This is a genomic window from Conexibacter sp. SYSU D00693, from assembly GCF_017084525.1.
Lineage (GTDB): Bacteria > Actinomycetota > Thermoleophilia > Solirubrobacterales > Solirubrobacteraceae > Baekduia.
In genome coordinates, this window is sequence record NZ_CP070950.1 from 3,221,444 (window position 1) to 3,245,444 (window position 24,001).

Below are 24,001 nucleotides of genomic sequence, written 5' to 3' on the forward strand. Positions count from 1 at the left end.
AGGGTGTCGCCGGCGGTCCGCCGGGGAACCGGGACCACGATGCTCCGCCAGTTCGACCTCGGACGCACGCTCTCGGCCGCGGGCGCCGTCCTGCTGCTCGTCTCGCTGTTCCTCAAGTGGTACGACGAGGCGTCGGCGTGGGAGTCCTTCGAGGTGCTCGACCTCGCGCTCGCTGCGCTGGCGCTGGCGACGATCGCCGCGGCGCTGCGCGAGGACGTCGTGCCCGACACGCTGCTGCGCTGGCTGCCGGTGCTCGCCTTCGCCGTCGTGGCGCTGCAGCTCATCCACCCGCCGCCGGTCATCCAGCTGCTCGACGACGTGGGTGGGGGCGACACGTCCATCCCGCTGAGCGAGGGCGCATGGCTCGGCCTCGCCGCGACCGCGCTCATGAGCGCGGGCGCCGTCCTCGGCCTCGCGCGGATCTCGATCTCCGTCGACGTGGCCGACCGCCGCTCGCCCGCGGAGGGTCCGGACGGCACCGTCGCGGGGTCCGCGGCCACGCCGCCCACGCCGCACGACGCGCCGACGACGGCACCCGCACCGCGTGGGGGCTCGCTCTTCGGCGGCCCGCGGCGGCCCGAGCCCGACGAGGTCGACGCGCCGCCGCCGCCCGCGCGTGAGCCCGAGCCGACGCCGCCGCACGACGACGAGGTGCGCGAGGTCCCGGCGGTCGACCGCCGCCAGCCCGCGCCCAGCGCCGACGAGCCCGACCCGACCCAGCCGCTGCGGCTGCCGCCGGACGCGCAGTGACCGAGGGCTTCGAGCTCCTGCGCCTGGCCGCCGAGGAGGTGGCCGAGGGCGTCTGCGTCGTGGAGCTCGAGGGTCGCTGGCCCTCCGACGACGTCGTCGGCGACGCCGTCCGCCTGTGCGCCGGCCCCACCGAGGTCACACCCGTCCCCGGCAGCGCGGGCGCGACGGACGGGGTCCTGCGCGCCCGCTTCGTCCTGCCCCCCACCGCGCTCGCCGAGGACCTCGTCCTCCTCGCGCCCGGCATCCGCGTCCGCCTCCCTGAGCCCGACGACGGCGGCTCCGACCGCCTCGCCCAGCTCGCCCGCGAGCTCAACCGCACCCGTCGCGAGCGCGATCGCCTCGAGGACGGGCGCGTGGCCGTGGAGCAGGAGCTCGCCGCGCTGCGCGGCGCCGCCGGCGAGGCCGCCGCCCTGCGCCGGGAGCGCGAGCAGCTCCAGGGCGCCGTCGCCGAGCTCGAGGCCGTGCGCCGTGAGCGCGACGAGCTGTCGCTCGCCGTGAAGGAGCTGGAGGCGGTGCGCCGCGAGCGCGAGCACGCCCAGGACGAGGCCGAGGGCCTGCGCCGGGCCATCGGCGACCTGCGGCGGGAGTCGGCCGCCCGCCAGGGCGACCTCGACGAGGCCCGGGCGGAGGTGGCGCGGCTGCGCGACGAGCTCGAGCGCCTCCGCGACCGCGAGGAGCGCGTGCAGCCGGCGCGCGCCCGGGTCCCCGCCCGCGTCTCCGAGGACGCCGACCCGGACGCCACCCGGCCGTTCGCGGTCGAGGACGAGCCCGACGAGACGCAGCCGATGGCGATCGCGGACCTGCCCGACCCGGAGCCGCGGGATGCCGCCGCCCCGGGGGAGTCCGTCCGCGTGATCGCCGGGCCCCGATCACCGCGCCGGCGCGCCGGCATGCCCGAGGCGGTCCCCATCGCGGAGCTCAGCGAGCGCCCGCGCGCGGTCTACTTCGCCCTCGCCGGGTTCGGCGTCCTCGGGCTGCTGGTCGTCCTGCTGCTCCTGCTCTAGCGCTCGGCCGCCGGACAGGCGATGCGGAAGTCGCACATGGAGCAGGCGGCGTAGGAGGGCGTGGGCTCGAAGCCCTGGCCGAGGATCCCGTCGGCGACCTCGAGGACCGTGTCGGTGATCCAGTCCTGGTCGACCTCGTCGGCGGGCAGCGGGACCTTCTCGTCGTCGAGGACGTAGAGGTAGGACTGCACGGAGCGCTCGATGTCCCACGCCTCGCGGGCGGCCACGGCGTACAGCGCGAGCTGGACGTCCTCGCGCAGGGCGGCCTTCGTGCGGGGGCGTCCGGTCTTGTAGTCGATGAGCTCGTAGGAGCCGTCGGGGAGGCGGTCGACGCGGTCGACGCGGCCGCGCAGGACGTGCGGGCCGAGCTTGAACTGGAACGCCTTCTCGAACCAGAGCGGCTCGCCGTCGTCGGCGAGCGAGCGCTGGTGGTAGCGGCGCAGGGCGTCGTCGGCCTTCACGCGCAGCTGGACCTCCTCGTCCGAGCCGCCGGTGAACCCGCCGCGCCGCCAGGCCGCGTCGAGCAGCCCGAGCAGCTCGTCCACCGTGCGCCCGCCGGACTGGTGGTAGCGCTCGAGGACCTGGTGGACGACGATCCCGAAGCGCTGGTTGGTCGTCGGCTCCTGCGGGATCCGGAAGACCCGCGCGAACTTGTACTTCAGCGGGCACGTCCGGTACGTGTCGATGTCGGACGCCGAGAGCGCGAGGCCGTCGCCGCGGCGGGGCAGGAACGGCTCGAGCGACGGCTCCTCGCGCGCGGCGACCGCCGCGGCGCGCACGGCGGCGTCCTGCTCGGAGGCCAGCAGCAGCTCGTCCAGCGGCGAGGTCTGCAGGACCTCGCGCTGCGTGGCCGTCGCCGCCTGGAGGATCGCCGCGTTGATGCCCGGCAGGGCGTCGGCGACCGACTGGCCGTCGGGACGCGCCATGAGCGCGCTGAGCTTGAGCAGCTCGAGGTAGCGGGTGACGCCGTGGGCGACGTCGAGGTCGGTGTCCAGGCGCAGCTCGCCCAGGCGGGCACCGACCGAGCGCACCGAGCCGAGCAGCTCGTCGCGCAGCCGCCCGAAGGTCGCGTGCAGCGCCTCGTCGGGGCCGAAGAGCTCCTCCTCGCGCGCCTCCCACGCCAGGCCGAGCGCCCCGCGCGCCTCCTCGCAGAACGGCGACGGCGGTTGGGGCGCGCCGCTGTCCGAGCGCTCGGCGTAGGTCAGCGTCAACGTCCTGCGCGCGCGGGTCATCGCGACGTGCAGCAGCCGGCGCATGGCGGCGACGTGCGCGCCGTGCGTGCCCGCCTCGCGGGCCTCGGCGCTCAGCAGCTCGTCGGGCACGGGCTCGACCAGCCGCCGCCGGGCCCCCGGCATCCGCGACGCCTGGAGGCCGAGGACGAAGACGTGGTCGAGCTCGCGGCCCTTCGCCGCGCCCATCGACAGCACCTGGACCGCCTGCGCGCGCACGCCGTCCTCGGTGCCCTCCTCGTCCTCGTGCCCGCCGGCCTCGGCGACCGCGGCGAGCCAGCGGCCCAGGTCGCGTGGCGTGGCCTGCGGGTCGCGCCGCGCGTAGCGCTCGGCCAGCTCGCCGAGCTTGGCCAGCGCGACGAGCCGCTCGACGACGTCGGCCTGGGCGGCGAACAGCTGGCGCCGGCGCAGCCCGAGGCGGTCGACGAGCCGGTGCACGAAGAGGTCGGGCCGCTCGGTGTCGAGGCCGGCCGCGAAGGACCGGTGGAGCTTGAGGAAGCCGAGGATCCGCTCGCGCGCGGCGGGGTCGATCTGCGGCGACTCGGTCGCGGCCGCGAGGGCGCTGACCATGTCGAGCTTGCGCCGCCGCGCGATCTGCACGCAGCGCGCGATGTCCGCGGAGCGCAGCTCGACCGGGGGCCGTGCGAGGGCGCGGACCGCGGCGCCGGCGTCGTTGGGGTCGCCGAGGAGGCGCAGCCACGCCAGCACGTCGCGGACCTCGGCCTGGGCGAACAGCGCGGCCGCGCCGACGAGCCGGTGGGGCACCGCGCGCTCGTCGAGGGCGACCGCCACGGCACGCCCCTCGTGGCGGACGCTGCGCACGAGGACGCCGATGCGCGCCGGGTCGGCGCCGTCGCGCACGAGCCGCTCGACCTGCGCCGCCACGGCCTGCGCCTGCGCGCGCTCGTTCGCGCAGCGCCAGAACGCCACGGCGCTCGCGTCCTGCGGCGGACCTCCGCCGTCGACGGCGTCCGGGCCGGCGACGACCGTCGCCGCCGCCCGCGCTACCGCGGGCGGGCACCGCAGCGACCCCGGCAGCCGCAGCTCCTCCAACCCGCCGAAGCGGTCGGCCAGCGTGCGCAGGTTGGACCGCGGGGCCCCCTGGGGGCGCAGGACGGCCTGGTCGGGGTCGGCCGCGGCGAGGAGGTCGCCGTGCTCGGCGGCCAGCAGCGCGACGACGCGGCACTGCGCCGGCGTGAGGTCCTGCAGCTCGTCGACCAGGACGTGGCGCCAGCGGGCCGCCACCCGCGCGCGCACGTGCGGGCGCCCGCGCAGGAGCGCCTCCGTGCGCAGCACGAGGTCGCCGAGGTCCAGCGCCCCAGCCTGGGCCAGCATCGCGTCGTGCGCGGCGTGCAGCGCCGCGAACTCGCGCTCGCGCACCGCCCGCGGGTCGTCGTCGGGCAGCGCCGCCGCCCAGCGTCCGACGTCGGCCGCGGTGATGCCCTCCTCCTTGAGCCGGTCGATCCGCGCGAGGACGCCGCCGAGCATGGCCGCCGGCGAGCCGCGGAAGTCGTGCGCGCGCAGCGTCAGCTCGTCGAGGCGGTCGAGGAGCATCGCCAGGCGGTCGGCGTGCGTGGCCGTGACGGTGAACGGGTCCAGGCCCGCCTCGAGGGCCTCGTCGTGGAGGATCCGCGCGCAGGCGTCGTGCACCCCGAGCACCGGCAGCTCCTCGAAGGGCCGGTCGCCGAGCGCGAGCTCGACGTCGGTGCGCGTCGCGTCGGCCTGCGGACCGCCGAGGCAGACCAGGAGGACCGACTCGGGCGCGACCCCGCGCACCTCGACCAGGTGGGCGAAGCGCGCGACCAGGGTCGCCGTCTTGCCCGAGCCGGCGGGACCGAGGAGGAGCAGCGGGCCGCCGCGGTGCTCCGCGGCACGCGCCTGCTCGCGCGTGAGTCCGCGGGACGCATCGGGCACCCGCCTAGGATATGCCGCGCATGGAGAGCGCTCATCCGGCCCTGGCCCACGACTGGCTCGCCGCCTGCCGGGCCGCGGGGGAGGGGCTCAAGGAGGTCATGCGCCAGCACCCGACCACGGGCGACCGGCTGGTCGAGACGGGCGAGACCGGCGGCGGGGGCGACCGGACCCTGGTCATCGACCAGCTCGCCGAGGACCACGTCTTCTCCGAGCTCGAGCGCCTCCACGACGCCGGGGCGCGCTTCACGGCGGTCAGCGAGGAGCGCGGCCGCGTGGACTTCGGCGACGACGGCGTGCTCGTGGTCGTCGACCCGATCGACGGCTCGATGAACGCCAAGCGCGGCCTGACCCACCACGCGCTGTCCATCGCCGTCGCGGACGGGCCGACGATGGCCGACGTCGCGTTCGCCTACGTCCTGGACCTCGGGCCGGAGGAGGAGTGGACCGCGCGGCGCGGCGCGGGGGCCTTCCTCGACGGCGTGCGCCTCCACCCGCCGCCCGAGCGCCGCAACGAGGAGGGCAAGCTCGAGCTGGTGGCCGTCGAGTCGGCCGACCCGCGCTGGCTGGCGCGCAGCTCCGAGGGGCTGCAGCAGGCGACGCACCGGCTGCGCGCGATCGGCGCCATGGCGATCTCGCTGTCGCAGGTCGCCGCCACCCGCGTCGACGGCATGTGCTCGCTGTGGCGCTGTCGCGCGGTCGACGTCGCCGCCGCGCAGCTCGTTGTCCGCGAGAGCGGCGGCTGCGTGCAGTTCGTCGGCGCGCCGTCCGCGCTCGACGCGCCGCTGGACCTCGAACCGCACTTCCCCGTCGTCGGCGCGCGGACGCCCGAGGCGCTCGAGCAGCTGGCCGCCGTGGTCGCGTGATCGACTGGGGGCTCGCCCGCACCGTCGCCCTCACCGCCGCGGGCGGCGACGGCCTGCGCGAGCTGCCCCCGGTCGACCTCGTCGGCGTGGCCGACGACGCACTGCCGCGCATCCGCGCCCGCGCGCGGCTCGAGGACGGCGACGTGCCGCCCTTCGAGTGGGTCGGTCGCGCCGCCTGGGTGGACGCGAACCTCGCGGCCATGGAGGCGGTCCTCGGGCCCGTGCTCGAGGCGGCGCCCCCGCCGCCGGCCGCGGTGCGCGCCGCCGCGGGCGTCGTCCTCGGCGCGGAGGTCGGCGCGCTGCTCGGCCTGCTCGGCCGCCGCGTCCTGGGCCAGTACGACCTGCGCCTGGACGCCGCGGACCTGACGCCGCCGCGGCTGCTGCTCGTCGGCCCCAACCTCCTCGAGGCCGCCGACGGCCTGGAGGTCGATCGTGCCGCGCTGGTGCGCTGGGTCGCCGTCCACGAGCTCACGCACGCCGTGCAGTTCGGCGGCGCGCCGTGGCTGCGCGGCTGGCTGGCCGAGCGCGTCAGCTCGCTCGTCTCGACCGTCGAGCTCAAGCCCGACCCGCGGGCCCTGCTGCGCCTCGACGTCCTCGGCCTGGTCGAGCGCGTGCGCGAGCACGGACCGGCGGGGCTGCTGCTGGGGACGACGCGCGGCGCCGCGCTCGACGAGCTGCAGGCGGCGATGAGCCTCGTCGAGGGCCACGCCGAGTGGGTGATGGACACGGTGGGCGAGGAGCTGCTGGGTGACGTCGGCCCGCTGCGCGACGCCCTGGAGGAGCGCCGCGACGCGCGGCCGGTCCTGCTGCGCGTCCTCGACTCGCTGCTGGGCTTCGACCTCAAGCTGCGCCAGTACCGTCAGGGTCGCGCGTTCTGCGACGCGGTGGTCGAGCAGGCCGGCGAGGCCGCCCTCGCGACCGCGTGGAGCGGCCCCGAGGCCCTGCCGCGACCGGCCGAGCTGGCCGACGCGGGCGCCTGGCTCGCGCGCACCGCCTGAGCCACGACGTCCCCGCTCCGGGGCCGGTTCGGCGCGGTCGTTCGCCCCCGATGTAACGGTCGCGGGCGGGCGGTTTACAAACATGTGTTCGCTGGTACGCTCCTAGTGGACTTAGACGTAACTTGCTTACAAGCGACCGAGGGGACCCCACCCACCATGGCCGACACACCCGCCACCTCCACCACCACCGAGACCGTCGCCGACACGGCGAAGACCGCGGCGACGAAGACGCCGGCGACCAACCGCCGCAAGGCCGCGGCGACCAAGCGCTCGACGACCGCCAAGAAGGCGACCACGACGCGCCGCACGGCCGCCGCGAAGTCGAACACGAAGACCGCCGCCAAGTCCGCCAAGCGCACGACGGCCCGCAAGACCGCCCCGGCTCGAGCGGAGGTCAAGACGACCGCCGAGCAGGTCCAGGACGTCGCCACGACCGTCGTCCTCGTGCCGGTCGGCGCCGCCCTGATCGCCCGTGAGCGCGTCGAGGGCGCCGTCGCCGAGCTCCGCTCGTCCTTCGGCACCCGCGCCTCGGCCGAGAAGGAGATCCAGACCCAGCTGCGCCGCTTCGAGCGCCGCGGCACGACCGCGCGCAACCAGCTCGAGCGCGACGTCAAGCGCAACCGCACGAAGCTCGAGCGCGAGCTGCGCCAGCGCCGCACCCGCGTCGAGCGCACGATCAAGCAGAACCGCACGAAGGCCGAGCGCGAGCTCAAGGCGCTGCGCCGCGACGTCGAGAAGCAGGTCCGCGTGTACCGCAAGGACCTCGACGCCCGCGTCGACTTCGTGACCGCCCGCATCGAGAACCTCGCCCAGACCGGCCTGACCGCCGGCTCGGGCGTCGCGAAGCAGCTCTCCGAGCGCGTCGCGGCCCTCTCGTAGCGCCCGCTCCCACCCCATGCCGTGCGCGACGGCCCGCCTCCCTCGGCGGGCCGTCGTCGTGCTCGGCCGATCCGTTGCCACAATGGAGGGCACATGCCCACCCGTGAGGAAGTCCTCGAGGCCCTGAAGGCCGTCATCGACCCCGAGCTGCGCCAGGACATCGTGACCCTGGGCATGGTCCGTTCGGTGGAGGTCGGCGCCGACCGCGTCGATGTCGTGGTGTCGCTCACCACGGCCGGCTGCCCCATCCGCAGCCACTTCCAGACGGCGGTCGTCAACGCCGTCAAGGGCCTGGGCGTCGCCCAGGTGGGCGTGAGCTTCGACGTCCTGGACGCGAGCGAGAAGCAGGCGCTGCAGCGCAAGCTCGGTCGCGGCCAGCTGCCCGAGGGCGCGCTGGCCCAGGTGCAGCACGTCGTCTGCGTCGGCTCGGGCAAGGGCGGCGTCGGCAAGTCGACCGTCACGGCCAACCTCGCCACCGCGCTCGCGGCCGAGGGCAAGAAGGTCGGCGTCCTGGACGCCGACGTCTGGGGCTACTCGATCCCGCGGATGCTCGGCCTCGGCGGCCAGCGCCCGCCGGTGTCCTCGACGCGCAAGATCATCCCGCTCGAGGCCCACGGCGTGAAGGTCATGTCCATCGGCTTCTTCGTCGAGGAGGACGCGGCCGTCGTCTGGCGCGGCCCGATGCTCCACAAGGCGCTCACCCAGTTCCTCGAGGACGTCGACTGGGGCGAGCTCGACGTGCTCCTCGTCGACCTGCCGCCCGGCACCGGCGACGTGTCGATGACGCTGAGCCAGCTGCTGCCCGACGCGCGCTTCCTGCTCGTCACCACGCCGCAGCCGACCGCCCAGCGCGTCGCGCGCCGGGCCGCCGAGATGGCCCACAAGGTCTCGCTCGAGATCGCGGGCGTCGTCGAGAACATGAGCGGCTTCGTCACCCCGTCGGGCGAGCGCTTCCAGATCTTCGGCGAGGGCGGCGGGCAGGAGCTCGCCGACGAGCTCGACGCCCCGCTGCTGGGCAAGGTCCCGCTGACCATGCCGCTGCGCGAGCAGGCCGACATCGGGACGCCGCTGACGATCCAGGACCCGGACGACCCCGCCGCCCAGGCGCTGCGCCACACGGCGCGCGGCCTGCTCGCGGCGCTGCCGTTCGACCTGCCGATCCTGGCGATCAGCCAGGTGGAGCCGGTCGCCGCAGGCCCTGCCCCCACGGGCATGAGCCTGCCGATGGCCGGCTAGCGCGCCGGCCCGGCCGGACGAGGAGCTAGGCGGCGGGCTCGACCCGCCGCAGCTCCAGCGTGTCCACGTCGAAGATGTAGCCCGTGACCTTGTCCTTGTGCAGGAGGAACGGGCTGGCCTGGATGCGGTTCATGGAGTGCCGCACGTCGTCCTCGAGGTCGACGAAGGCCTCCACCGCCCAGGTGGGCTTGAAGCCCGTCTCCTGACGCAGCTCCTCGCGGAACGTGTCCTCGGAGAGCTTGAGCATCCCGCAGTCGGTGTGGTGCACGAGCACGATCTCCTCGGTCTTGAGGAGGCGCTGCGAGATGGCCAGCGAGCGGATCATGTCGTCGGTGACCACGCCGCCGGCGTTGCGCAGGACGTGCGCGTCGCCGGGGTTCAGGCCCAGGACCTTGAACACGTCCAGGCGCGAGTCCATGCACGCCACGACTGCCATGTGCAGCCGCGGCTCGATCGGGAGGTGCTGCCCCTGCTCGGAGATGGCTACTTCGCCTTGAAGTACTCGGCGTTGCGCGCCACGAAGCTCTGCCACTCGTCCGGGACCTGGTCCTCGGCGAAGCACGCGTCCACGGGGCACGCCTCGACGCACGCGTCGCAGTCGATGCACTCATCCGGGTCGATGTGGAGCATCTCGACCTGGTCGTAGTCCGGCTCGTCCGGGGTGGGGTGGATGCAGTCGACCGGGCAGACCTCGACGCACGAGTTGTCCTTGGTGCCGACGCAGGGCTCGGTGATGACGTAGGCCATGGGAGGTGGGGATCCTAGTAGGCGGGGGCGGGGGAGCGGCCGGTCCGCGTAGGCTGCCCGGCGATGCTGCTCCTCACCGGCGCCACGGGCCTCGTCGGCTCGGCGCTCCTGAGCCGCCTCGTCGCTGCGGGGACCCCGGTGCGCTGCCTCGTCCGCGACCCCCGGCGCCTGGGGGCCGACCGGGTGCGCGTGCAGATCGCCCTCGGCGACCTCGCCGACCCGCCGTCCTTCCGCAACGCGCTGCGCGGCGTCACGACCGTGGTGCACCTCGCGGCCGCCGCGCGCGACCAGCCGCGCGGGTCGATCGAGGAGCTCAACGGCATCGCGACCTGGCGGATGGTCCAGGCCGCCGAGCGCGCCGGCGTGCAGCGCTTCGTGTTCCTCAGCGCGCTGGGCGCCAGCGCGCACAACCGCACCCGCTTCCACCGCGCCAAGGCGCTGGCGGAGGAGGCCGTCCGGTCGTCGTCGCTGCGCCACGACGTCCTCGCGCCGTCGGTCGTCTACACCCCCGGCGACCCGTACTCGACGCTCATCGGCCGCGTCGCGGCGGTCGCCCCGTTCGTGCCGATCAGCGGCAACGGCCGCGCGCGCTTCCAGCCCGTCTGGGCCGACGACGTCGCCGACTGCGTCCACGCCGTCCTGCGCGACGGCGACGGCGACGGCTCCCGCCGCCTCGAGCTCGCGGGTCCCGAGACGCTGAGCCACGCCGAGATCGTCCGGACGATCCTGCGCGGCGCCGGCCGCTCGCGCCCGCTCCTGCGCGTGCCGGTCCCGATCTCCTCCCGGGTGCTCCAGGCCGGCGAGGCGCTGCTGCGCTCGCGCGCGCTGGCCTCGTGGGACGAGGTCGAGCTGCTCGAGGTGTCGATGACGACGCCGACCGGGACCCGGGACGCCGAGGCGCTCGGGGTCCGGCCCCAGCGGATGGCGGCGGTGCTGGGGGTGGGGTGAAAGGTGCCAGGCACCTTTCACGGTCGGGTGTTCCGCTCGGACGCTCGTCGGGTCCGAAGCGGTCGCCGCTTCTTCACGCAAGGAGAGGGAGGCCTGAGCCGTCCGGCGGTCGGAGGGGCGGTTGTGGGGGCGCGGGCACACCGGCGCGGGCGGTCGGTCCGTGACCCTGTCGTTCCCCGCCCTATAGGGGGCTCAACTGCAGGGTGACGGGCAGTCAGCGCGGAGGCGTCCTGCGGCGGTGTGGTCCGGCCACACCTCGAACCCACAACAGCGCCGAACCTCGCCCAGGGCGGCCCCAGCTCCCCGACCGTCTCGCGAACCCGGCGCCGGCCGGCCGGTCTCCCTCCTCAGTGCGAGCCGCGACGGCCACGCATCACACGAACGCCCGAGCGGAACGCCACCCTAGATCGGCGCCGTCCGCGCCCCGATCGCGTAGCCGATGACGTTGATGAGCAGGTGCACGCCGCTCACCACCGCGAACGCCACCGCCAGGACCCACAGGGGCATGACGTAGACGGGGAGCAGCGCGACCCAGATCCCGAGCACGAGGTCGCCCTGGTCCAGCACGGTGAAGAACAGCCCGCGCGCGGAGCGCTGCTGAGTGCCGGGGGCGATGTCGAGCTGGCGCTTGGCGAACGAGTTCGGCAGCTCGCCGACGACGACGCCGAGGCCGACGAGCGTGCCGACGAGCGCGGGCCCGGCGTCCTGCAGGTCGTCCGGGAGCGCGTCCCACCACGCCGGCCACACCGCCTCGAGCAGCAGCGTCGCGCCGAGGCAGCCGAGGAGCATGCACAGGGCGCCGCGCCAGGTCTTGTTGGCGCCGAAGAGGCGCCGGCCCCGCCAGGTCGCGCCCCCGTCGAGCGGTGCCTTCAGGGCCGTGAGGAGGTCGAAGCGCAGGACCGGGGCGTGGAGGATCGGCGCGCCGAGGACGACGAGCAGGACGAGGATGCCGTCCACGCGGCTACAGGGCGGGGCGGCGGTCGGCCCAGGGCTGGGCGGCCTCGAGCTGCGCCGCGAGCGCGAGGAGCGCGCCCTCCTGCGCCGGCTGGCCCGCGAGCTGGACGGCGAGGGGCAGGCCGTCGTGCTCGAACAGCGGCACGGAGATCGCCGGCGAGCCGGTGACGTTGAAGATCGCCGTGTACGGGGTGAACCGCCCACCGCGGGCGAAGACGCCCATCGGGTCGGGGCCCTCGGGATCCAGGAGGCCGAGCTCGACCGGCGGCTCGGCGAGCGCCGGGGTGAGCAGGACGTCGAAGTCCGCCAGCCAGGTCAGGAACGCGCGCGCGAAGCCATGCAGCTGGTACTCGGCCCCCAGCGCGCTCGTCGCGTCGATCGACTTGCACAGCTGCCAGATCGCCCAGCTCATCGGCTCCATGTCCTCCTCGGCCGGCTCGCGGCCGGCGAGCATGGAGGCGAGGGCGATCTGGGTGCAGACCGCCGGGCCGAAGAGCGCCGTGAACTTGTGCAGGAGCCCGTCCTGGCGCCACGGCGGATCGGCCTCCACGACCTCGTGGCCCAGCGACTCGAGCAGCGCCGCGGCGTCGCGGACCGCCTGCTCCGAGGACGGGTGCACGGGCGTGTCGGGCAGCGGCGTGCGCGTCGAGACCGCGATGCGCAGCCGGCCGGGCTCGCGGGCCGCGGCGGTCGAGAAGGGCTCCGCCGGCGGCGGCGCCCACGCCATGTCGCCGACCTCGTAGCCGGCGAGCAGGTCGAGGCAGAGCGCGGTCTCCGCGACGGTGCGCGTGAGCACGCCGTCCTGCACGAGGAACTGGTGGCCGACCTCCGGCGCCTGCGAGATCCGCCCGCGCTGGGGCTTGAGGCCCACGAGGCCGTTGCACGCCGCCGGGATGCGCGTCGAGCCGCCGCCGTCGTTGGCGTGGGCGAACGGGACCATGCCCGCGGCCACCGCCGCGCCGGAGCCGCCGCTGGACCCGCCGGGGGTGCGCGAGAGGTCGTACGGGTTGTGGGTCTGGCCGAAGCGCCGCGTCTCCGTCGTCGGCGCGATGCCCCACTCGGGCAGCCGCGTGGTCCCGACGACGATGGCCCCCGCCTCCTTGAGCCGGCGCACGACGTTGTGGTCGTAGGGCGCCACGAAGTCGCCCATGAAGTCCGCGCAGAGGGTGAGCCGCTCGCCCGCCAGCGCGCGGTTGTTCTTGATCGCCACGGGGACGCCCGCCAGGGGGCGGGGGTCGCCCGGCTGGACCTCGTCGGCGGCGGCCAGCGCCTTGTCGCCGAGGACGTCGACGAACGCGCCGATCTGGCCGTCGACGGCCTCGATGCGATCCAGCGACGCCTGCACGAGCTCGCGCGCGCGGACCTCCCCGCTGCGCACGAGCCGGGCGAGCTCGTCGACGGGCCGGGTGAGCAGCTCCTCCACAGCGGCGACCCTACATCCGGCCAAGTGGGGTGCCTCGGTCCGGACCCGAATAGAGTCAGGGCGACCCCGCCCCGACTCACCCAGGAGCACGCACATGAGCGCCACCGCCGAGGTCCAGAGCGGCCTCGAGGGCGTCGTAGCCTTCGCCACGGAGATCGCCGAGCCCGACAAGGAGGGTGGCGCGCTGCGCTACCGCGGCGTCGACATCGAGGACCTGGTCGGGAAGGTGCCCTACGAGAAGGTCTGGGGCCTCCTCGTGGACGGCAGCTTCGACCCGGGCCTGCCGCCCGCCGAGCCGCATCCGCTGACCGTCCGCTCCGGCGACCCGCGCGTCGACGTCCAGTCCGCGCTCGCCATGCTCGCCCCCGAGTGGGGCTTCGAGGCCCTCATCGACATCTCCGACGAGGCCGCCCGCGAGCAGCTCGCCCGCGCCTCCGTCATGGCCCTGAGCTTCGTCGCCCAGAGCGCCCGCGGCCTGGGCAAGCCGTGGGTGCCGCAGACCGAGGTCGACAAGGCCAGGACCATCGCGGAGCGCTTCCTCATCCGCTGGCGCGGCGAGGCCGACCCGGACCACGCCAAGGCCATCGACGCCTACTGGATCTCCGCCGCCGAGCACGGCATGAACGCCTCCACGTTCACGGCGCGCGTCGTGGCCTCCACCGGCGCCGACGTCGCTGCCGCGCTGTCGAGCGCGATCGGTGCGCTCAGCGGCCCGCTGCACGGCGGCGCGCCCTCGCGCGTGCTGAAGATGCTCGACGGCGTCGAGCAGACCGGCGACGCCGACAAGTGGGTCAAGGACGCCCTGGACCGCGGCGAGCGCCTCATGGGCTTCGGCCACCGCGTCTACCGCGCCGAGGACCCGCGGGCCCGCGTCCTGCGGCGCACCGCGCGCGAGATCGGCTCGAAGCGCTTCGAGGTCGCCGAGGCCCTCGAGCAGGCGGCGCTCGCCGAGCTCAAGGCCCGCAAGCCCGACCGCGTCCTCGCCACGAACGTCGAGTACTGGTCGGCCGTCGTGCTCGACACCGCCCAGGTGCCGGCCGACCTGTTCACCTCGATGTTCACCTGCGCGCGCGTCGCCGGCTGGAGCGCGCACATCCTCGAGCAGAAGCGCGAGGGCCGGCTCATCCGCCCGACGGCGAAGTACGTCGGGCCGGGTCCGCGCCCGATCGACGAGGTCTAGCCGCCGCCCGTCCCGCCTGGCCGGCGCGCGCCCCGCAGCGGGCGCGCGCCGGGGTGGGACGGCGCTAGTGCATCTCCCGCAGCCGCCGGTACTCCTCGACGGTGAGCGGGCGGCCACCCGCCGTGCTCAGCGACGGGTCGTGCTCGAGGTAGCGGTCCTCCGCCTTGCGCCACACCGCGACGTAGCGGTGGAACGGGATGCGCGGGTGCAGGTGGTGGACCAGGTGGTAGTTCTGGTTGAGCAGCAGCGGGCTCAGCACCTTCTCGGCGCCGATCCGGTTGCGCGTCGCCTTGAACTTGTCCGTCGTCTGCGTGTGGTCCTCGAGGCCGTGGTGGGGCAGGTAGTCGAACGACCACGCCAGGAACGCCACCGCGAGGCGCATCGGCACGAGGTAGAGCACGACGAGCTCGAACGCGTTGCCGGTCGCGATGAGCGCCGCGGCCACCGCGCCGACGACCGCCCACGTCGCGAACAGCTCGAGGCGCTCGGCCTTCGGCCGCGAGCCCAGCTTGGGCAGGTAGAAGACCATGTACCAGAGGTCGACGGTCAGCCACTTGAGCGGCAGCAGGGCCTTCGGGCCGCTGTGGGTCCAGTGGTCGGGGTCCCGGCCGTCGTCGTGGTTGGTGAAGCGGTGGTGCTGCATGTGGATGAAGCGCCACGTCCGGAAGCCGGCGTGGGCGGCGAACATCACCGTCGACAGGCGCCCGAGCCACGTCGTGACGTGCTCGTTGCTCGAGACGGAGTTGTGCGCGGCGTCGTGCGAGACCGTGAAGAGCACGAAGCACGCGACGGCGTTGAGCAGCATGCCGACCGGCCAGGGCAGCACGTCGCTGACCGTGAGCGCGGTCGAGGTCCAGAACAGGGCATGGCCGCCCAGGAAGAGCCCGAGCACCGGGAGCGCGATCGCGGGGATCGGCTCGGCGGGGTCGGGGATGCGCCGGATCTGGTCGGCGGGGTGAGGTGCGAGGGTCTGGGTTGACACAGTGTCAAGAAGCGTAGCGCGCGAGTTCGCGCACTGCGACGATCGGCCCGACGACCGGTAGCGTGCGGACATGGCGCCGCCGCCCGACCTGGTCGACCTCCCGCCCGGGCCCCGCAGCTCCCGGGCGCTGCAGACGCTCGCGTGGGCGACGCGGCCGGTGCCGTTCCTCCTGCGCTGCCAGGAGCAGTTCGGCGACGCGTTCACGATCCGGATCGGGACCGAGCCGCCGTGGGCGGTGCTGGCCCACCCGGACATGGTGCGCGACGTCTTCACGGCCGACCCGGAGGTCGCGCGCGCGGGCGAGGCCAACGCGATCCTCGAGCCGGTGCTCGGCGCCCGGTCGGTCCTGCTGGTCGACGGTCGCGAGCACCTGCGCCAGCGCCGGCTGCTCCTGCCCCCGTTCCACGGCGAGGCCCTTGCGTCCTACCGGGCGACGATGCGCGAGGTGGCCGCCGCGGAGATCGCCTCCTGGCCGCGGGGTGCGCCGCTGCGCACCCAGCCGCGGATGGCGGCGCTGACGCTCGAGATCATCCTGCGCACGGTGTTCGGCGCGCGCGACGCGCAGTCGCTGGCGCGGCTGCGCACCGTCCTGCGCCGGATGCTCGAGGACGTCGCGACGCCCGCGAGCTTCCTGCTCGTCGCGCTGCTCGGCCCCAAGCGCGTGCGGTCGGTGCCGCGGCTGCGCAAGCTGCTCGAGGCCGTGGACCGCGAGGTCTTCGCGGCGATCGAGGCCCGCCGCGCGGCGCCCGACCTCGACGAGCGCGACGACGTCCTGAGCCTCCTCCTGCGCGCCCGCGCCGAGGACGGCGACGACCTCACCGACCAGGAGCTGCGCGACGAGCTCGTCACGCTGCTCGTCGCCGGCCACGAGACGACGGCCACCGCGCTGTCCTGGGCACTCGAGCGGCTCGTCCGCGACCCGGCGCGCCTGGAGCGGCTGCGCGGGGAGGCCGCGGACGGCCACAGCGCCTACGCCCAGGCCGTCTGCCGTGAGGCGCTGCGCCTGCGGCCCGTGATCCCGGTCGTCGTCCGGCGCGTCCATGCGCCGCTGAGCGCCGGTGGCGTCGAGCTGCCCGAGGGCGCCACCGCGGTGCCGTGCATCCAGCTCGTGCACCGCCGGCCCGACGTCTACCCCGACCCGCACCGCTTCGTCCCCGAGCGCTTCCTCGACACCGCGCCCGGGACGTACACCTGGTTCCCGTTCGGCGGCGGGGTGCGGCGCTGCCTGGGCGCGTCGTTCGCGCTGATGGAGATGGAGGAGGTCCTGCTCGAGGTCGCCCGCAGTGCCGAGCTGCGCCCGGCACGCGACGACGACGGCGAGGGCGTCACCCGGCGGGCGATCACGCTCGCGCCCGCGCGGGGCGGCGAGGTCGTCGCGGCGTGAGCGTGGCGGCGCTGCCGCCCGGCCCGCGGCTGCCGCGGGCGGTGCAGACGGTGGGTTGGGTCACGCGTCCGCTGGGCTGGCTCGAGCGCTGCCGTGACCGCTACGGCGACGCGTTCACGCTGCGGATGGCCAGCGAGCCGGCGGTCGTCCTGCTCAGCGACCCGGCCGCCGTCCGCGACGTCTTCACCGGCTCGCCCGACGTCTTCCGCGCCGGCGAGGGCAACGCGCTGCTCGAGCCGCTGGTCGGCCCCGGCTCGCTCCTGCTGCTCGACGGGCGCCGCCACCTCGCCGAGCGCCGGCTGCTGCTGCCGGCGTTCCACGGCGAGCGGCTGGCCGCCCAGCGCGCGCTCATGGCCCAGGTCGCGCGCGAGGAGATCGCCTCCTGGCCCGACGGCGAGCCGTTCGCCGCCCAGCCGCGGATGCAGGCGCTGACGCTCGAGATCATCCTGCGCGTCGTCCTCGGGGTCGCGCGCGACGACCCGCGGGCGGTCGCCCTGCGCGCGGCGCTGCGGCGCATGCTGGGCGCGATCATGGACCCGCGGCTGGTGATGCTCATCTTCCTGGCCGGGCCGCGCCGCGCCGACCGCCTCCCGCTGCTGCGCCGGATCCTCGTCCCGGTCGACCGCCTCCTGCACGAGCTCATCCGCGACCGGCGCGCCCAGGCCGGCGTCGAGCGCGACGAGGACGTGCTGGCGCTCCTGCTCTGCGCGCACCACGAGGACGGCCGGCCGATGACCGACGACGAGCTGCGCGACGAGCTCGTGACGCTCCTGGTGGCCGGCCACGAGACGACCGCGACCGCCCTGTCGTGGGCGCTCGAGCGCCTCCTGCGCCACCCGGAGGCGCTCGGCCGGCTGCGCGACGGCGACGAGGCCTACGCCGACGCGGTGGTGAAGGAGACGCTGCGGCTGCGGTCGCCGATCACGATCGTCGCCCGCCGCCTGACCGAGGACGCCGACGTCGGCGGCCTGCGGCTGCCGGCGGGCTGCGTCGTGGCGCCGTGCGCGCACCTGGTGCACCGCCGGCCGGACCTCTACCCGGAACCGCTGGCGTTCCGGCCCGAACGCTTCCTCGACCGCCCGCCCGGCACGTACACGTGGATCCCGTTCGGCGGCGGGGTGCGCCGGTGCATCGGCGCGGCGTTCGCCGAGCAGGAGATGCGCGTGGTGCTGGGCGAGCTGGTGCGGGCGCGCGGCGGGCTGCGGGTCGACGGTCCGGCGCCGGAGCGCGTGGTGCGCCGGGCGATCGTGATGGCGCCCGAGCACGGCGGACGGCTCGTGGCGGGCCGTGCCTGAGCCGGCGTGGGCTAGTGCTCGAGCGCGCGGCGCAGCAGGTCGCGCAGCTGCGCCTGCTCGTCCGGGCTGAGCGCCGCGATGCCGGCGGGCGGCGCGTCGAGGCGCTCGATGAGCCGCTGGCGCAGCTCGACGCCCTCGTCGGTGAGCAGCAGGTGCTTGACGCGGCGGTCGTGCTCGGCCGCGCGTCGCTCGACCAGGCCCCGGTGCTGGAGGCGGTCGACGATGCCGGTGACGTTGGACGCGTCGCACTTGAGCGACTGCGCCAGGCAGCTCATGGGCGAGGGCTCGTCGGGTTCGAGCGCGCGCAGCGCCCACAGCTGGGGCGGCGAGAGCTCGAACTCGGAGGCGATCGCGGCGAAGCGGTGCTTCTGGCCGTGGAAGAGGTCGCCGATGAGCCGCCACGCCTCGCTGGCTGGAGAGACCCCCGCTCGCGCGTCGAGCTCCGGCATGCCCGGCCCAGGATACCCGGCATCACGGGCCGTCCTCGGACGGCTCGGCAGATGCGTGACAGCCTGTCGCGCCGATGACGCGCCTCCTGGTCACCGGCGCCTCGGGCTTCCTCGGCGGCGAGGTGGCCGAGCGAGCGGTCCGCGCCGGCCGCACCGTCGCCGGCACGTGCCACACGACGTCCCCGGCGCGGGAGGTGTTCCTGCGCGGCGACGCGGTCGCGGTGCGCCTCGACGTGCGCGACGCCGAGGCGGTCGCGCGCGTCGTCGACGACGTCCGGCCCGACGCGGTCGTCCACTGCGCCTACGTCCAGGACGGGCCGGCGGCGGAGGCGACCATCGTCGAGGGCTCACGCCACGTCGCCGCGGCGGCGCGGGCGGTCGGCGCGCGGCTCGTGCACCTGTCGAGCGACGTCGTCTTCGCCGGCGACCTCGGCCGGCCGCTGCGCGAGGACGACCCGCCCGCGCCGGTCTTCCCGTACGGCGCGGCGAAGGCGCGCGCCGAGGAGGAGGTCGCGGCGGCCGACCCGGGGGCGGTGCTCGTGCGCACGTCGCTGGTCTTCGGCGGGCCGGGCGCGGAGCGCTCGAAGCACGAGGCGCTGGCGATCGCCGTCGCGCGCGGGGAGCGGGAGATGGCGTTCTTCACCGACGAGGTCCGCTGCCCCGTGCAGGTCGGCGACCTCGCGGCGGCGGTCCTCGAGCTGGCGGCGCGGCCCGGCGTCGCCGGGCCCCTGCACGTGGCGGGCACCGAGGCGGTCGACCGCCTCACCTTCGCGAGGCTCGCCTGCGAGGCGGCGGGGGTCGACGCCTCCGGCCTGCGCGGCGCGCCGTCACCGCCGGGCCGGCCGCGCGACTGCGCGCTGGACGTCTCCCGGGCGCTGGCGCTGCTCGAGACGCCGCTGCGCGGGGTCTCGGAGGTCCTGCGCAGGACGTCGTGACGGCAGGGTGTGGTCAGCCGCACAAGGCCCCGGCCGGGCACCGCTAGGGTCCCCGACCGGTTGGACGTGACCCGCCGCCGCGACGCGATCGGTGGCCGCCGCAAGCCCTGCGCGGAGGCGACCGATCGGCACGGTGGCGGGGTCACGGCCCGCCGTCCTGCTGCCGGGCCCTAGGGCCCGCCGGGCAGGCCGGGCGGAGGACCGCCCCACCCGTGGCCGGGACCGCCGCGGCCGCCACGGCCGAAGCGCGGCACGCGCCCGTCGGCGAGCCGGTCGATGGCCTCGTCGAGGCGGCGGACGATCCGGTCGCGCTGCGCGTCGGTGAGGTCGCCGTCCTTGACCGCCTGGTCGAGGCGGTCGGTGGCGCTCTCCTTGACCGCGGCCTTGACCTCGTCGAGGTCCTTGCCCTGGGCCCTGGCGATCTGCGCCGGCGTCCTGCCGTCGGCCAGCTGCCGCTTGAGCTCGGCGGGGCTCAGGCCCAGCGCCTTGGCGGCGTCCTCGAACACCCCGCGGAAGGCGCCGAACGCCTTGCCGTGGGGGCCGAAGCCCGGGCCGCCGGGCCCGAAGGCGCGCCCGCCGCGAGGACCGCCGAGCACCAGCCCGCTGTCCTTGCGCTTGGCCTTGATGGCGTCGGCCTGCTCCTGCGTGAGCTTGCCGTCCTTGACCGCCTGGTCGATCTGGGCGTCCTGCGCCGCGCTGAGCGCGTTGCGCAGGTCCTCGGGGGCGACGTCGAGGCGCTTGGCGGCATCGCTGAGGACCGCGTCCTCGCGCTGCTTGGCCTCGTCCTTCGTCGTCGCCGCGATCGCGCCCGCGGACCCTGCGGCCACCGCGGCGACCGCGGCCGCGATGATGGCGATGCGTCGGGTTCTCATGGCGCCATGGTGCTGGCGCACCCTGAAGAGACGCTGAGCGTCGCCTGAGACTGCGAAGAAGGGGACAGTCCCCTCCTTCTCACACGCGCCCGCACACCACGAAGTCCCTGCAGATCGCCCTGTTCGAGCGCGCGGGGGCGGGCGGCGCCCGTGCGCGTGCGTGAGAAGAAGGGGACAGTCCCCTGCTTCTCACGCACGCCCCGCAACGACAGAGGGCCCGGCAGATGCCGGGCCCTCCGAGGTCCTACGCGCGTGAGCGCGTGGCTACATCATGCCGCCCATGTCGGGCATGCCGCCGCCCATGGCGCCGGCGCCGTCCTTCTCGGGCATCTCCGCGACGATCGCCTCGGTCGTGAGGATGTTCTTCGCGATGGAGGCCGCGTTCTGGAGCGCGGAGCGGGTGACCATGGCCGGGTCGATGACGCCCGCCGACACGAGGTCGACGATCTCACCGGTCGCGGCGTTCAGGCCCTCGCCCTGCTTGGCCTTGCGGACGTCGGAGACGACGACGGAGCCCTCGAGGCCCGCGTTCTCCGCGATCTGACGGAGCGGCTCCTCGAGCGAGCGCAGGATGATGCGGGCGCCGGTGCGCTCGTCCTCGTCCTCGATCGCGTCGACGGAGACCCCGCCGGCCGCCTGGAGCAGCGCCACGCCGCCGCCCGGCACGATGCCCTCCTCGAGGGCCGCGCGGGTGGCCTGCAGCGCGTCCTCGACGCGGTGCTTCTTCTCCTTCATCTCCGTCTCGGTGGCCGCGCCGACCTTCACGACGGCGACGCCGCCGGAGAGCTTGGCGAGGCGCTCCTGGAGCTTCTCCCGATCGAAGTCGGAGTCGGTGTTCTCGACCTCCGTCTTGATCTGGTTGATGCGGCCCTTGATGGCCTCGGTGTCACCGGCGCCGTCCACGATGGTGGTCGTGTCCTTGCCGACGACCACGCGGCGGGCGCGGCCGAGCTGCGAGAGCTGGGTGTTCTCGAGCTTGAGGCCCATCTCCTCGGTGATGACCTCGCCGCCCGTCAGGATGGCGATGTCCTCGAGCATGCGCTTGCGGCGGTCGCCGAAGCCCGGGGCCTTGACGGCGACGCCGGTGAAGGTGCCGCGCAGCTTGTTCACGACGAGCGTCGCGAGGGACTCGCCCTCGACGTCCTCGGCGATGATCAGCAGCGGCTTGCCGCCCTGGATCGTCTGCTCGAGGATCGGGAGGATGTCCCGGACCGAGCCGATCTTCTGGTTGGCGATGAGGACGTACGGGTCCTCGAGGACGGCCTCCATGCGGTCCTGGTCGGTGACCATGTAGGGCGAGATGTAGCCCTTGTCGAACTGCATGCCCTCGGTGAACTCGAGGTCCATGCCGAAGGTCTGGCCCTCCTCGACGTTCACGACGCCGTCCTTGCCGACCTTCTCGATGGCGTCGGCGATGACGTCGCCGATCTCCTCGTCGCCGGCCGAGATCGTCGCGACGCGGGCGATCTGGTCCTTGCCCGAGATCTCCTTGGCCTGCGACTTGATGTTGTCGACGACCTGGTCGACGGCCTTCTCGATGCCGCGCTTGAGCGCGAGCGGGTTGGCGCCGGCCGTGACGTTCTTCAGGCCGTTGCGCACGATGGCCTGGGCCAGGACGGTCGCGGTCGTCGTGCCGTCGCCGGCGACGTCGTTGGTCGCCGTGGCGACCTCGCGGACGAGCTGGGCGCCCTGGTTCTGGAAGACGTCCTCGACCTCGATCTCGCGGGCGATGGTGACGCCGTCGTTCGTGATCGTCGGGGCGCCGAACTTCTTGTCGAGGACCACGTAGCGGCCCTTCGGGCCGAGCGTGACCTTCACGGCGTTGGCCACCGCGTCGACGCCCTGCTCGAGCGCCTTGCGCGCGTCGGCGTCGTACTTGAGCTCCTTGTGAGCCATGTCTGTCTCTCTTCCGTCGCTGCTTCGAAGTGGGTGGGGCCGGTCGCCTAGGACTCGACCTTGGCGAGCACGTCGGACTCGCGCAGGACCAGCAGGTCCTCGCCGTCGACCTTGATCTCCGTGCCGCCGTACTTGCTGTAGAGGACCGTGTCGCCCTGGGACACGTCGAGGGGCGTGCGCTTGCCGGTGTCCTCGTTGACCTTGCCGTCACCGACGGCGAGGACCTCGCCCTTCTGCGGCTTCTCCTTGGCGGTGTCCGGGAGGACGATCCCACTCGCGGTGGTCTCCTCCTCCTCGATCGCCCGCACGATCAGCCGATCGCCGAGGGGCTTGAGCTTCATCTGTGACCTCCGTTGAGGTGACTCGCGGTTCGTCGTTGCTGGCACTCTGGGGTGGCGAGTGCCAACCTGGCGCGAGCATACCAAGAGCGACCCCGTGGTCAAGGGCCGATTGGCACTCGTTCACAGCGAGTGCCAGCAGAGTTCGGCGCCGAAGCGCCGCCCTGCCGCGCGGGGCTAGTTCTGCGCGCCGCCGATGCCCAGGCGGGCATCGGTGAACGCGGGCGGGTTCACGATGATCTGCGAGAAGCGCACGACCGTGACGATGTCGTCCATCGTCACCTTCTTGCCGTAGATCTGCTCGAGGAAGTGGATCATCTCCTCGTGCCGGCGGAACTCGGGGTTGTCGTGCTCGATGTCGCGCGGCGTGAGGTCCCGGACGCGCTTGACCTCGACCTGGTCGATGACCGCGTCGAAGATCTTCTCGCGCGGCGAGTGCTGGTACCCGATGGTCACCATCACCGCCTGGTTCTTCTTGTACTTGTGCGACTTGTCGCCCAGGCGGATCGTGGCCGTCTTGCGCCCCCGCTTGAGCTGGTCGGCGAAGATGGTCGAGTAGAAGTTCAGGACCTGCATCCGACGACGGAGCCTACCCGTCGTCCGTCAGCTGCGACAGGGCCCGGGTCACCATCTCGCGCTCGCCGTCGTAGGTCAGCTGCTGCGCCGCGTCGGCCAGCGCCATCCACCGCGCCACCTCGACCTCGTGGTCGTGGTCGTCGGGGCTGCCGCCCGTGTGCTCGAGCAGGAAGAAGTCCACGCGCTTGGCGATCCGCCGGCCGCCGCGCTGGTAGTGGTAGCGGACCTCGCCCAGACGGCCCAGCACCCGCGCGTCGACGCCCGCCTCCTCGCGCACCTCGCGCAAGGCGGCCTCCTGCGAGCTCTCCCCCTTCTCGGGGTGGCCCTTGGGCAGCGCGAGGACCTTCGAGCCGTCCGCGGCGCGGCGCGTCGGCACGATCACGACGCACTCGAGGCCACGGACCACCACGCCTCCTGCGCTGACCTCCTCGCCCGCCATCGCTCAGTACACGTAGCGCTGCAGCGCGTCCGGGTCGTGGACGGTGATGCGGCCGCGGCCCTGGGTGACCACGCCGGCGCGCTCGAGGACCGCGAGGAAGCGGCTGGCCGACTCGCGGGAGGACCCGGCGAGCTGCGCGACGTCGGCCTGGGTGATCGTGACGAGGACGTCGCGCTCGGCCGCGCCCTCGGCCTGGGCCTGGCCGACGAGCTGGCCGAGCACGCCCGCCACGCGCGACTGCACGGTCTGGAAGGACTGGCGCGCCAGGCGCTCGTTGGCCTCGCGCAGGCGCCGGCCGAGCGAGATGACGAGCTTCACGGCGATGTCGGGGTGCTCGCGCAGCAGCCGCCGCATGTCCGACCCGAGGATGGCGACCGCCTCGACGTCGTCGAGCGTCTCGACGGTGGCCGACCGCCGCTCGTCGTCGAACATCGCCAGCTCGCCGAAGATGTCGCCCGGGCCGAAGTGCGCCAGCGCGATCGTCCGGCCGTCGGCGTGCTCGCGGATCGCGCGGGCGTGGCCGGTGCGCACGACGTAGCAGGTGTCGGACTCGTCGCCCTCGCGGAAGATGACCTGGCCGCCGCCGAAGCGCCGCGGGACGGCGACCTCCGCCACCCGCGCGAGGTCGGGCGGGTGCAGCGTCTCGAAGACGGGGACCTGGGCGAGCAGGCCGACGGCAGTGGCGGCGTCCGTCCCCACGGCCCTAGGAC

General features: G+C 74.6%; 24 protein-coding genes. 11 read left to right on the forward strand and 13 right to left on the reverse strand.

Translation table 11 applies throughout. From position 1 onward, the window contains the following. The first annotated feature begins 39 nt into the window (after window positions 1-39). On the forward strand, window positions 40-750 hold the full coding sequence (locus JUB12_RS15990; RefSeq protein ID WP_205696409.1) for a hypothetical protein: 711 nt from the start codon (window positions 40-42) through the stop codon (window positions 748-750). Continuing rightward, window positions 747-1,754 carry a hypothetical protein gene (locus JUB12_RS15995; protein ID WP_205696410.1) on the forward strand — a complete coding sequence of 336 codons (1,008 nt, stop codon included), beginning with the start codon at window positions 747-749 and terminating at the stop codon, window positions 1,752-1,754. Before JUB12_RS15990 ends, JUB12_RS15995 begins: the two co-directional genes overlap by 4 nt. Here JUB12_RS15995 and JUB12_RS16000 read toward each other — a convergent pair. Continuing rightward, on the reverse strand, window positions 1,751-4,897 hold the full coding sequence (locus JUB12_RS16000; protein WP_205696411.1) for an ATP-dependent DNA helicase: 3,147 nt from the start codon (window positions 4,895-4,897) through the stop codon (window positions 1,751-1,753). The genes JUB12_RS15995 and JUB12_RS16000 overlap by 4 nt on opposite strands. Window positions 4,898-4,917: 20 nt before the next feature. On the opposite strand from JUB12_RS16000, the gene JUB12_RS16005 reads away from it, so the two are divergent. The 4 genes from JUB12_RS16005 to JUB12_RS16020 all read left to right on the forward strand — a co-directional run bounded on the left by JUB12_RS16005 (window position 4,918) and on the right by JUB12_RS16020 (window position 8,873). Continuing rightward, window positions 4,918-5,760, forward strand: coding sequence for an inositol monophosphatase family protein (locus JUB12_RS16005; protein ID WP_205696412.1), 843 nt, complete (start codon window positions 4,918-4,920; stop codon window positions 5,758-5,760). Beyond that, window positions 5,757-6,758, forward strand: a complete 1,002-nt coding sequence (locus JUB12_RS16010; protein ID WP_205696413.1) for a zinc-dependent metalloprotease — start codon at window positions 5,757-5,759, stop codon at window positions 6,756-6,758. Before JUB12_RS16005 ends, JUB12_RS16010 begins: the two co-directional genes overlap by 4 nt. A gap of 156 nt (window positions 6,759-6,914) precedes the next feature. Further along, window positions 6,915-7,637 carry a hypothetical protein gene (locus JUB12_RS16015; protein WP_205696414.1) on the forward strand — a complete coding sequence of 241 codons (723 nt, stop codon included), beginning with the start codon at window positions 6,915-6,917 and terminating at the stop codon, window positions 7,635-7,637. 93 nt (window positions 7,638-7,730) lie between these two features. After that, entirely contained in the window at window positions 7,731-8,873 is a 1,143-nt protein-coding gene (locus tag JUB12_RS16020; protein ID WP_205696415.1) for an Mrp/NBP35 family ATP-binding protein, read from the forward strand. A 25-nt stretch (window positions 8,874-8,898) separates the two neighbouring features. Here the strand turns inward: JUB12_RS16020 and JUB12_RS16025 are convergent, their stop codons facing one another. After that, window positions 8,899-9,354 carry a beta-class carbonic anhydrase gene (locus tag JUB12_RS16025; protein WP_371822339.1) on the reverse strand — a complete coding sequence of 152 codons (456 nt, stop codon included), beginning with the start codon at window positions 9,352-9,354 and terminating at the stop codon, window positions 8,899-8,901. Between the two features lie 2 nt (window positions 9,355-9,356). After that, window positions 9,357-9,620 (reverse strand): ferredoxin family protein, encoded by a 264-nt coding sequence (locus JUB12_RS16030; RefSeq protein WP_205696417.1) that lies wholly within the window; start codon window positions 9,618-9,620, stop codon window positions 9,357-9,359. A 63-nt stretch (window positions 9,621-9,683) separates the two neighbouring features. On the opposite strand from JUB12_RS16030, the gene JUB12_RS16035 reads away from it, so the two are divergent. After that, on the forward strand, window positions 9,684-10,568 hold the full coding sequence (locus JUB12_RS16035; protein ID WP_205696418.1) for an NAD(P)H-binding protein: 885 nt from the start codon (window positions 9,684-9,686) through the stop codon (window positions 10,566-10,568). A 402-nt stretch (window positions 10,569-10,970) separates the two neighbouring features. Here the strand turns inward: JUB12_RS16035 and JUB12_RS16040 are convergent, their stop codons facing one another. Both JUB12_RS16040 and JUB12_RS16045 read right to left on the reverse strand, forming a co-directional pair. Continuing rightward, window positions 10,971-11,525, reverse strand: a complete 555-nt coding sequence (locus JUB12_RS16040) for a CDP-archaeol synthase (RefSeq protein WP_205696419.1) — start codon at window positions 11,523-11,525, stop codon at window positions 10,971-10,973. A gap of 4 nt (window positions 11,526-11,529) precedes the next feature. Further along, on the reverse strand, window positions 11,530-12,945 hold the full coding sequence (locus tag JUB12_RS16045; protein ID WP_205696420.1) for an amidase: 1,416 nt from the start codon (window positions 12,943-12,945) through the stop codon (window positions 11,530-11,532). Between the two features lie 94 nt (window positions 12,946-13,039). Between JUB12_RS16045 and JUB12_RS16050 the strand changes: the two genes are divergently transcribed. Beyond that, window positions 13,040-14,125 (forward strand): citrate synthase 2, encoded by a 1,086-nt coding sequence (locus tag JUB12_RS16050; RefSeq protein WP_205696421.1) that lies wholly within the window; start codon window positions 13,040-13,042, stop codon window positions 14,123-14,125. A 64-nt stretch (window positions 14,126-14,189) separates the two neighbouring features. Here JUB12_RS16050 and JUB12_RS16055 read toward each other — a convergent pair whose 3' ends face one another. Then, on the reverse strand, window positions 14,190-15,107 hold the full coding sequence (locus JUB12_RS16055; RefSeq protein WP_205696422.1) for a fatty acid desaturase: 918 nt from the start codon (window positions 15,105-15,107) through the stop codon (window positions 14,190-14,192). A gap of 70 nt (window positions 15,108-15,177) precedes the next feature. Between JUB12_RS16055 and JUB12_RS16060 the strand changes: the two genes are divergently transcribed. After that, the gene (locus JUB12_RS16060; protein ID WP_205696423.1) at window positions 15,178-16,491 is read left to right on the forward strand and encodes a cytochrome P450; all 1,314 of its coding nucleotides are present in this window, start codon (window positions 15,178-15,180) and stop codon (window positions 16,489-16,491) included. Then, on the forward strand, window positions 16,488-17,786 hold the full coding sequence (locus JUB12_RS16065; RefSeq protein WP_205696424.1) for a cytochrome P450: 1,299 nt from the start codon (window positions 16,488-16,490) through the stop codon (window positions 17,784-17,786). The genes JUB12_RS16060 and JUB12_RS16065 overlap by 4 nt, the downstream gene beginning before the upstream one ends. Window positions 17,787-17,797: 11 nt before the next feature. On the opposite strand, the gene JUB12_RS16070 is transcribed toward JUB12_RS16065, so the two are convergent. Next, entirely contained in the window at window positions 17,798-18,235 is a 438-nt protein-coding gene (locus JUB12_RS16070) for a MarR family winged helix-turn-helix transcriptional regulator (protein ID WP_205696425.1), read from the reverse strand. 74 nt (window positions 18,236-18,309) lie between these two features. On the opposite strand from JUB12_RS16070, the gene JUB12_RS16075 reads away from it, so the two are divergent. Further along, complete coding sequence (locus JUB12_RS16075) at window positions 18,310-19,170, forward strand: sugar nucleotide-binding protein (RefSeq protein WP_205696426.1); 861 nt, start codon at window positions 18,310-18,312, stop codon at window positions 19,168-19,170. Between the two features lie 170 nt (window positions 19,171-19,340). Here the strand turns inward: JUB12_RS16075 and JUB12_RS16080 are convergent, their stop codons facing one another. The 6 genes from JUB12_RS16080 to JUB12_RS16105 form a co-directional block, all read right to left on the reverse strand. Then, entirely contained in the window at window positions 19,341-20,042 is a 702-nt protein-coding gene (locus tag JUB12_RS16080; protein ID WP_205696427.1) for a hypothetical protein, read from the reverse strand. Between the two features lie 264 nt (window positions 20,043-20,306). Continuing rightward, entirely contained in the window at window positions 20,307-21,938 is a 1,632-nt protein-coding gene (groL, locus tag JUB12_RS16085) for a chaperonin GroEL (RefSeq protein WP_205696428.1), read from the reverse strand. Between the two features lie 47 nt (window positions 21,939-21,985). After that, on the reverse strand, window positions 21,986-22,279 hold the full coding sequence (groES, locus tag JUB12_RS16090; RefSeq protein ID WP_205696429.1) for a co-chaperone GroES: 294 nt from the start codon (window positions 22,277-22,279) through the stop codon (window positions 21,986-21,988). Between the two features lie 174 nt (window positions 22,280-22,453). Then, on the reverse strand, window positions 22,454-22,852 hold the full coding sequence (locus JUB12_RS16095) for an ASCH domain-containing protein (protein ID WP_205696430.1): 399 nt from the start codon (window positions 22,850-22,852) through the stop codon (window positions 22,454-22,456). A 13-nt stretch (window positions 22,853-22,865) separates the two neighbouring features. Then, window positions 22,866-23,291: an NUDIX hydrolase gene (locus JUB12_RS16100; protein ID WP_205696431.1), complete on the reverse strand. Its 426-nt coding sequence runs from the start codon at window positions 23,289-23,291 to the stop codon at window positions 22,866-22,868. 3 nt (window positions 23,292-23,294) lie between these two features. Then, on the reverse strand, window positions 23,295-23,990 hold the full coding sequence (locus JUB12_RS16105) for a Crp/Fnr family transcriptional regulator (RefSeq protein ID WP_205696432.1): 696 nt from the start codon (window positions 23,988-23,990) through the stop codon (window positions 23,295-23,297). Window positions 23,991-24,001: the final 11 nt, after the last annotated feature.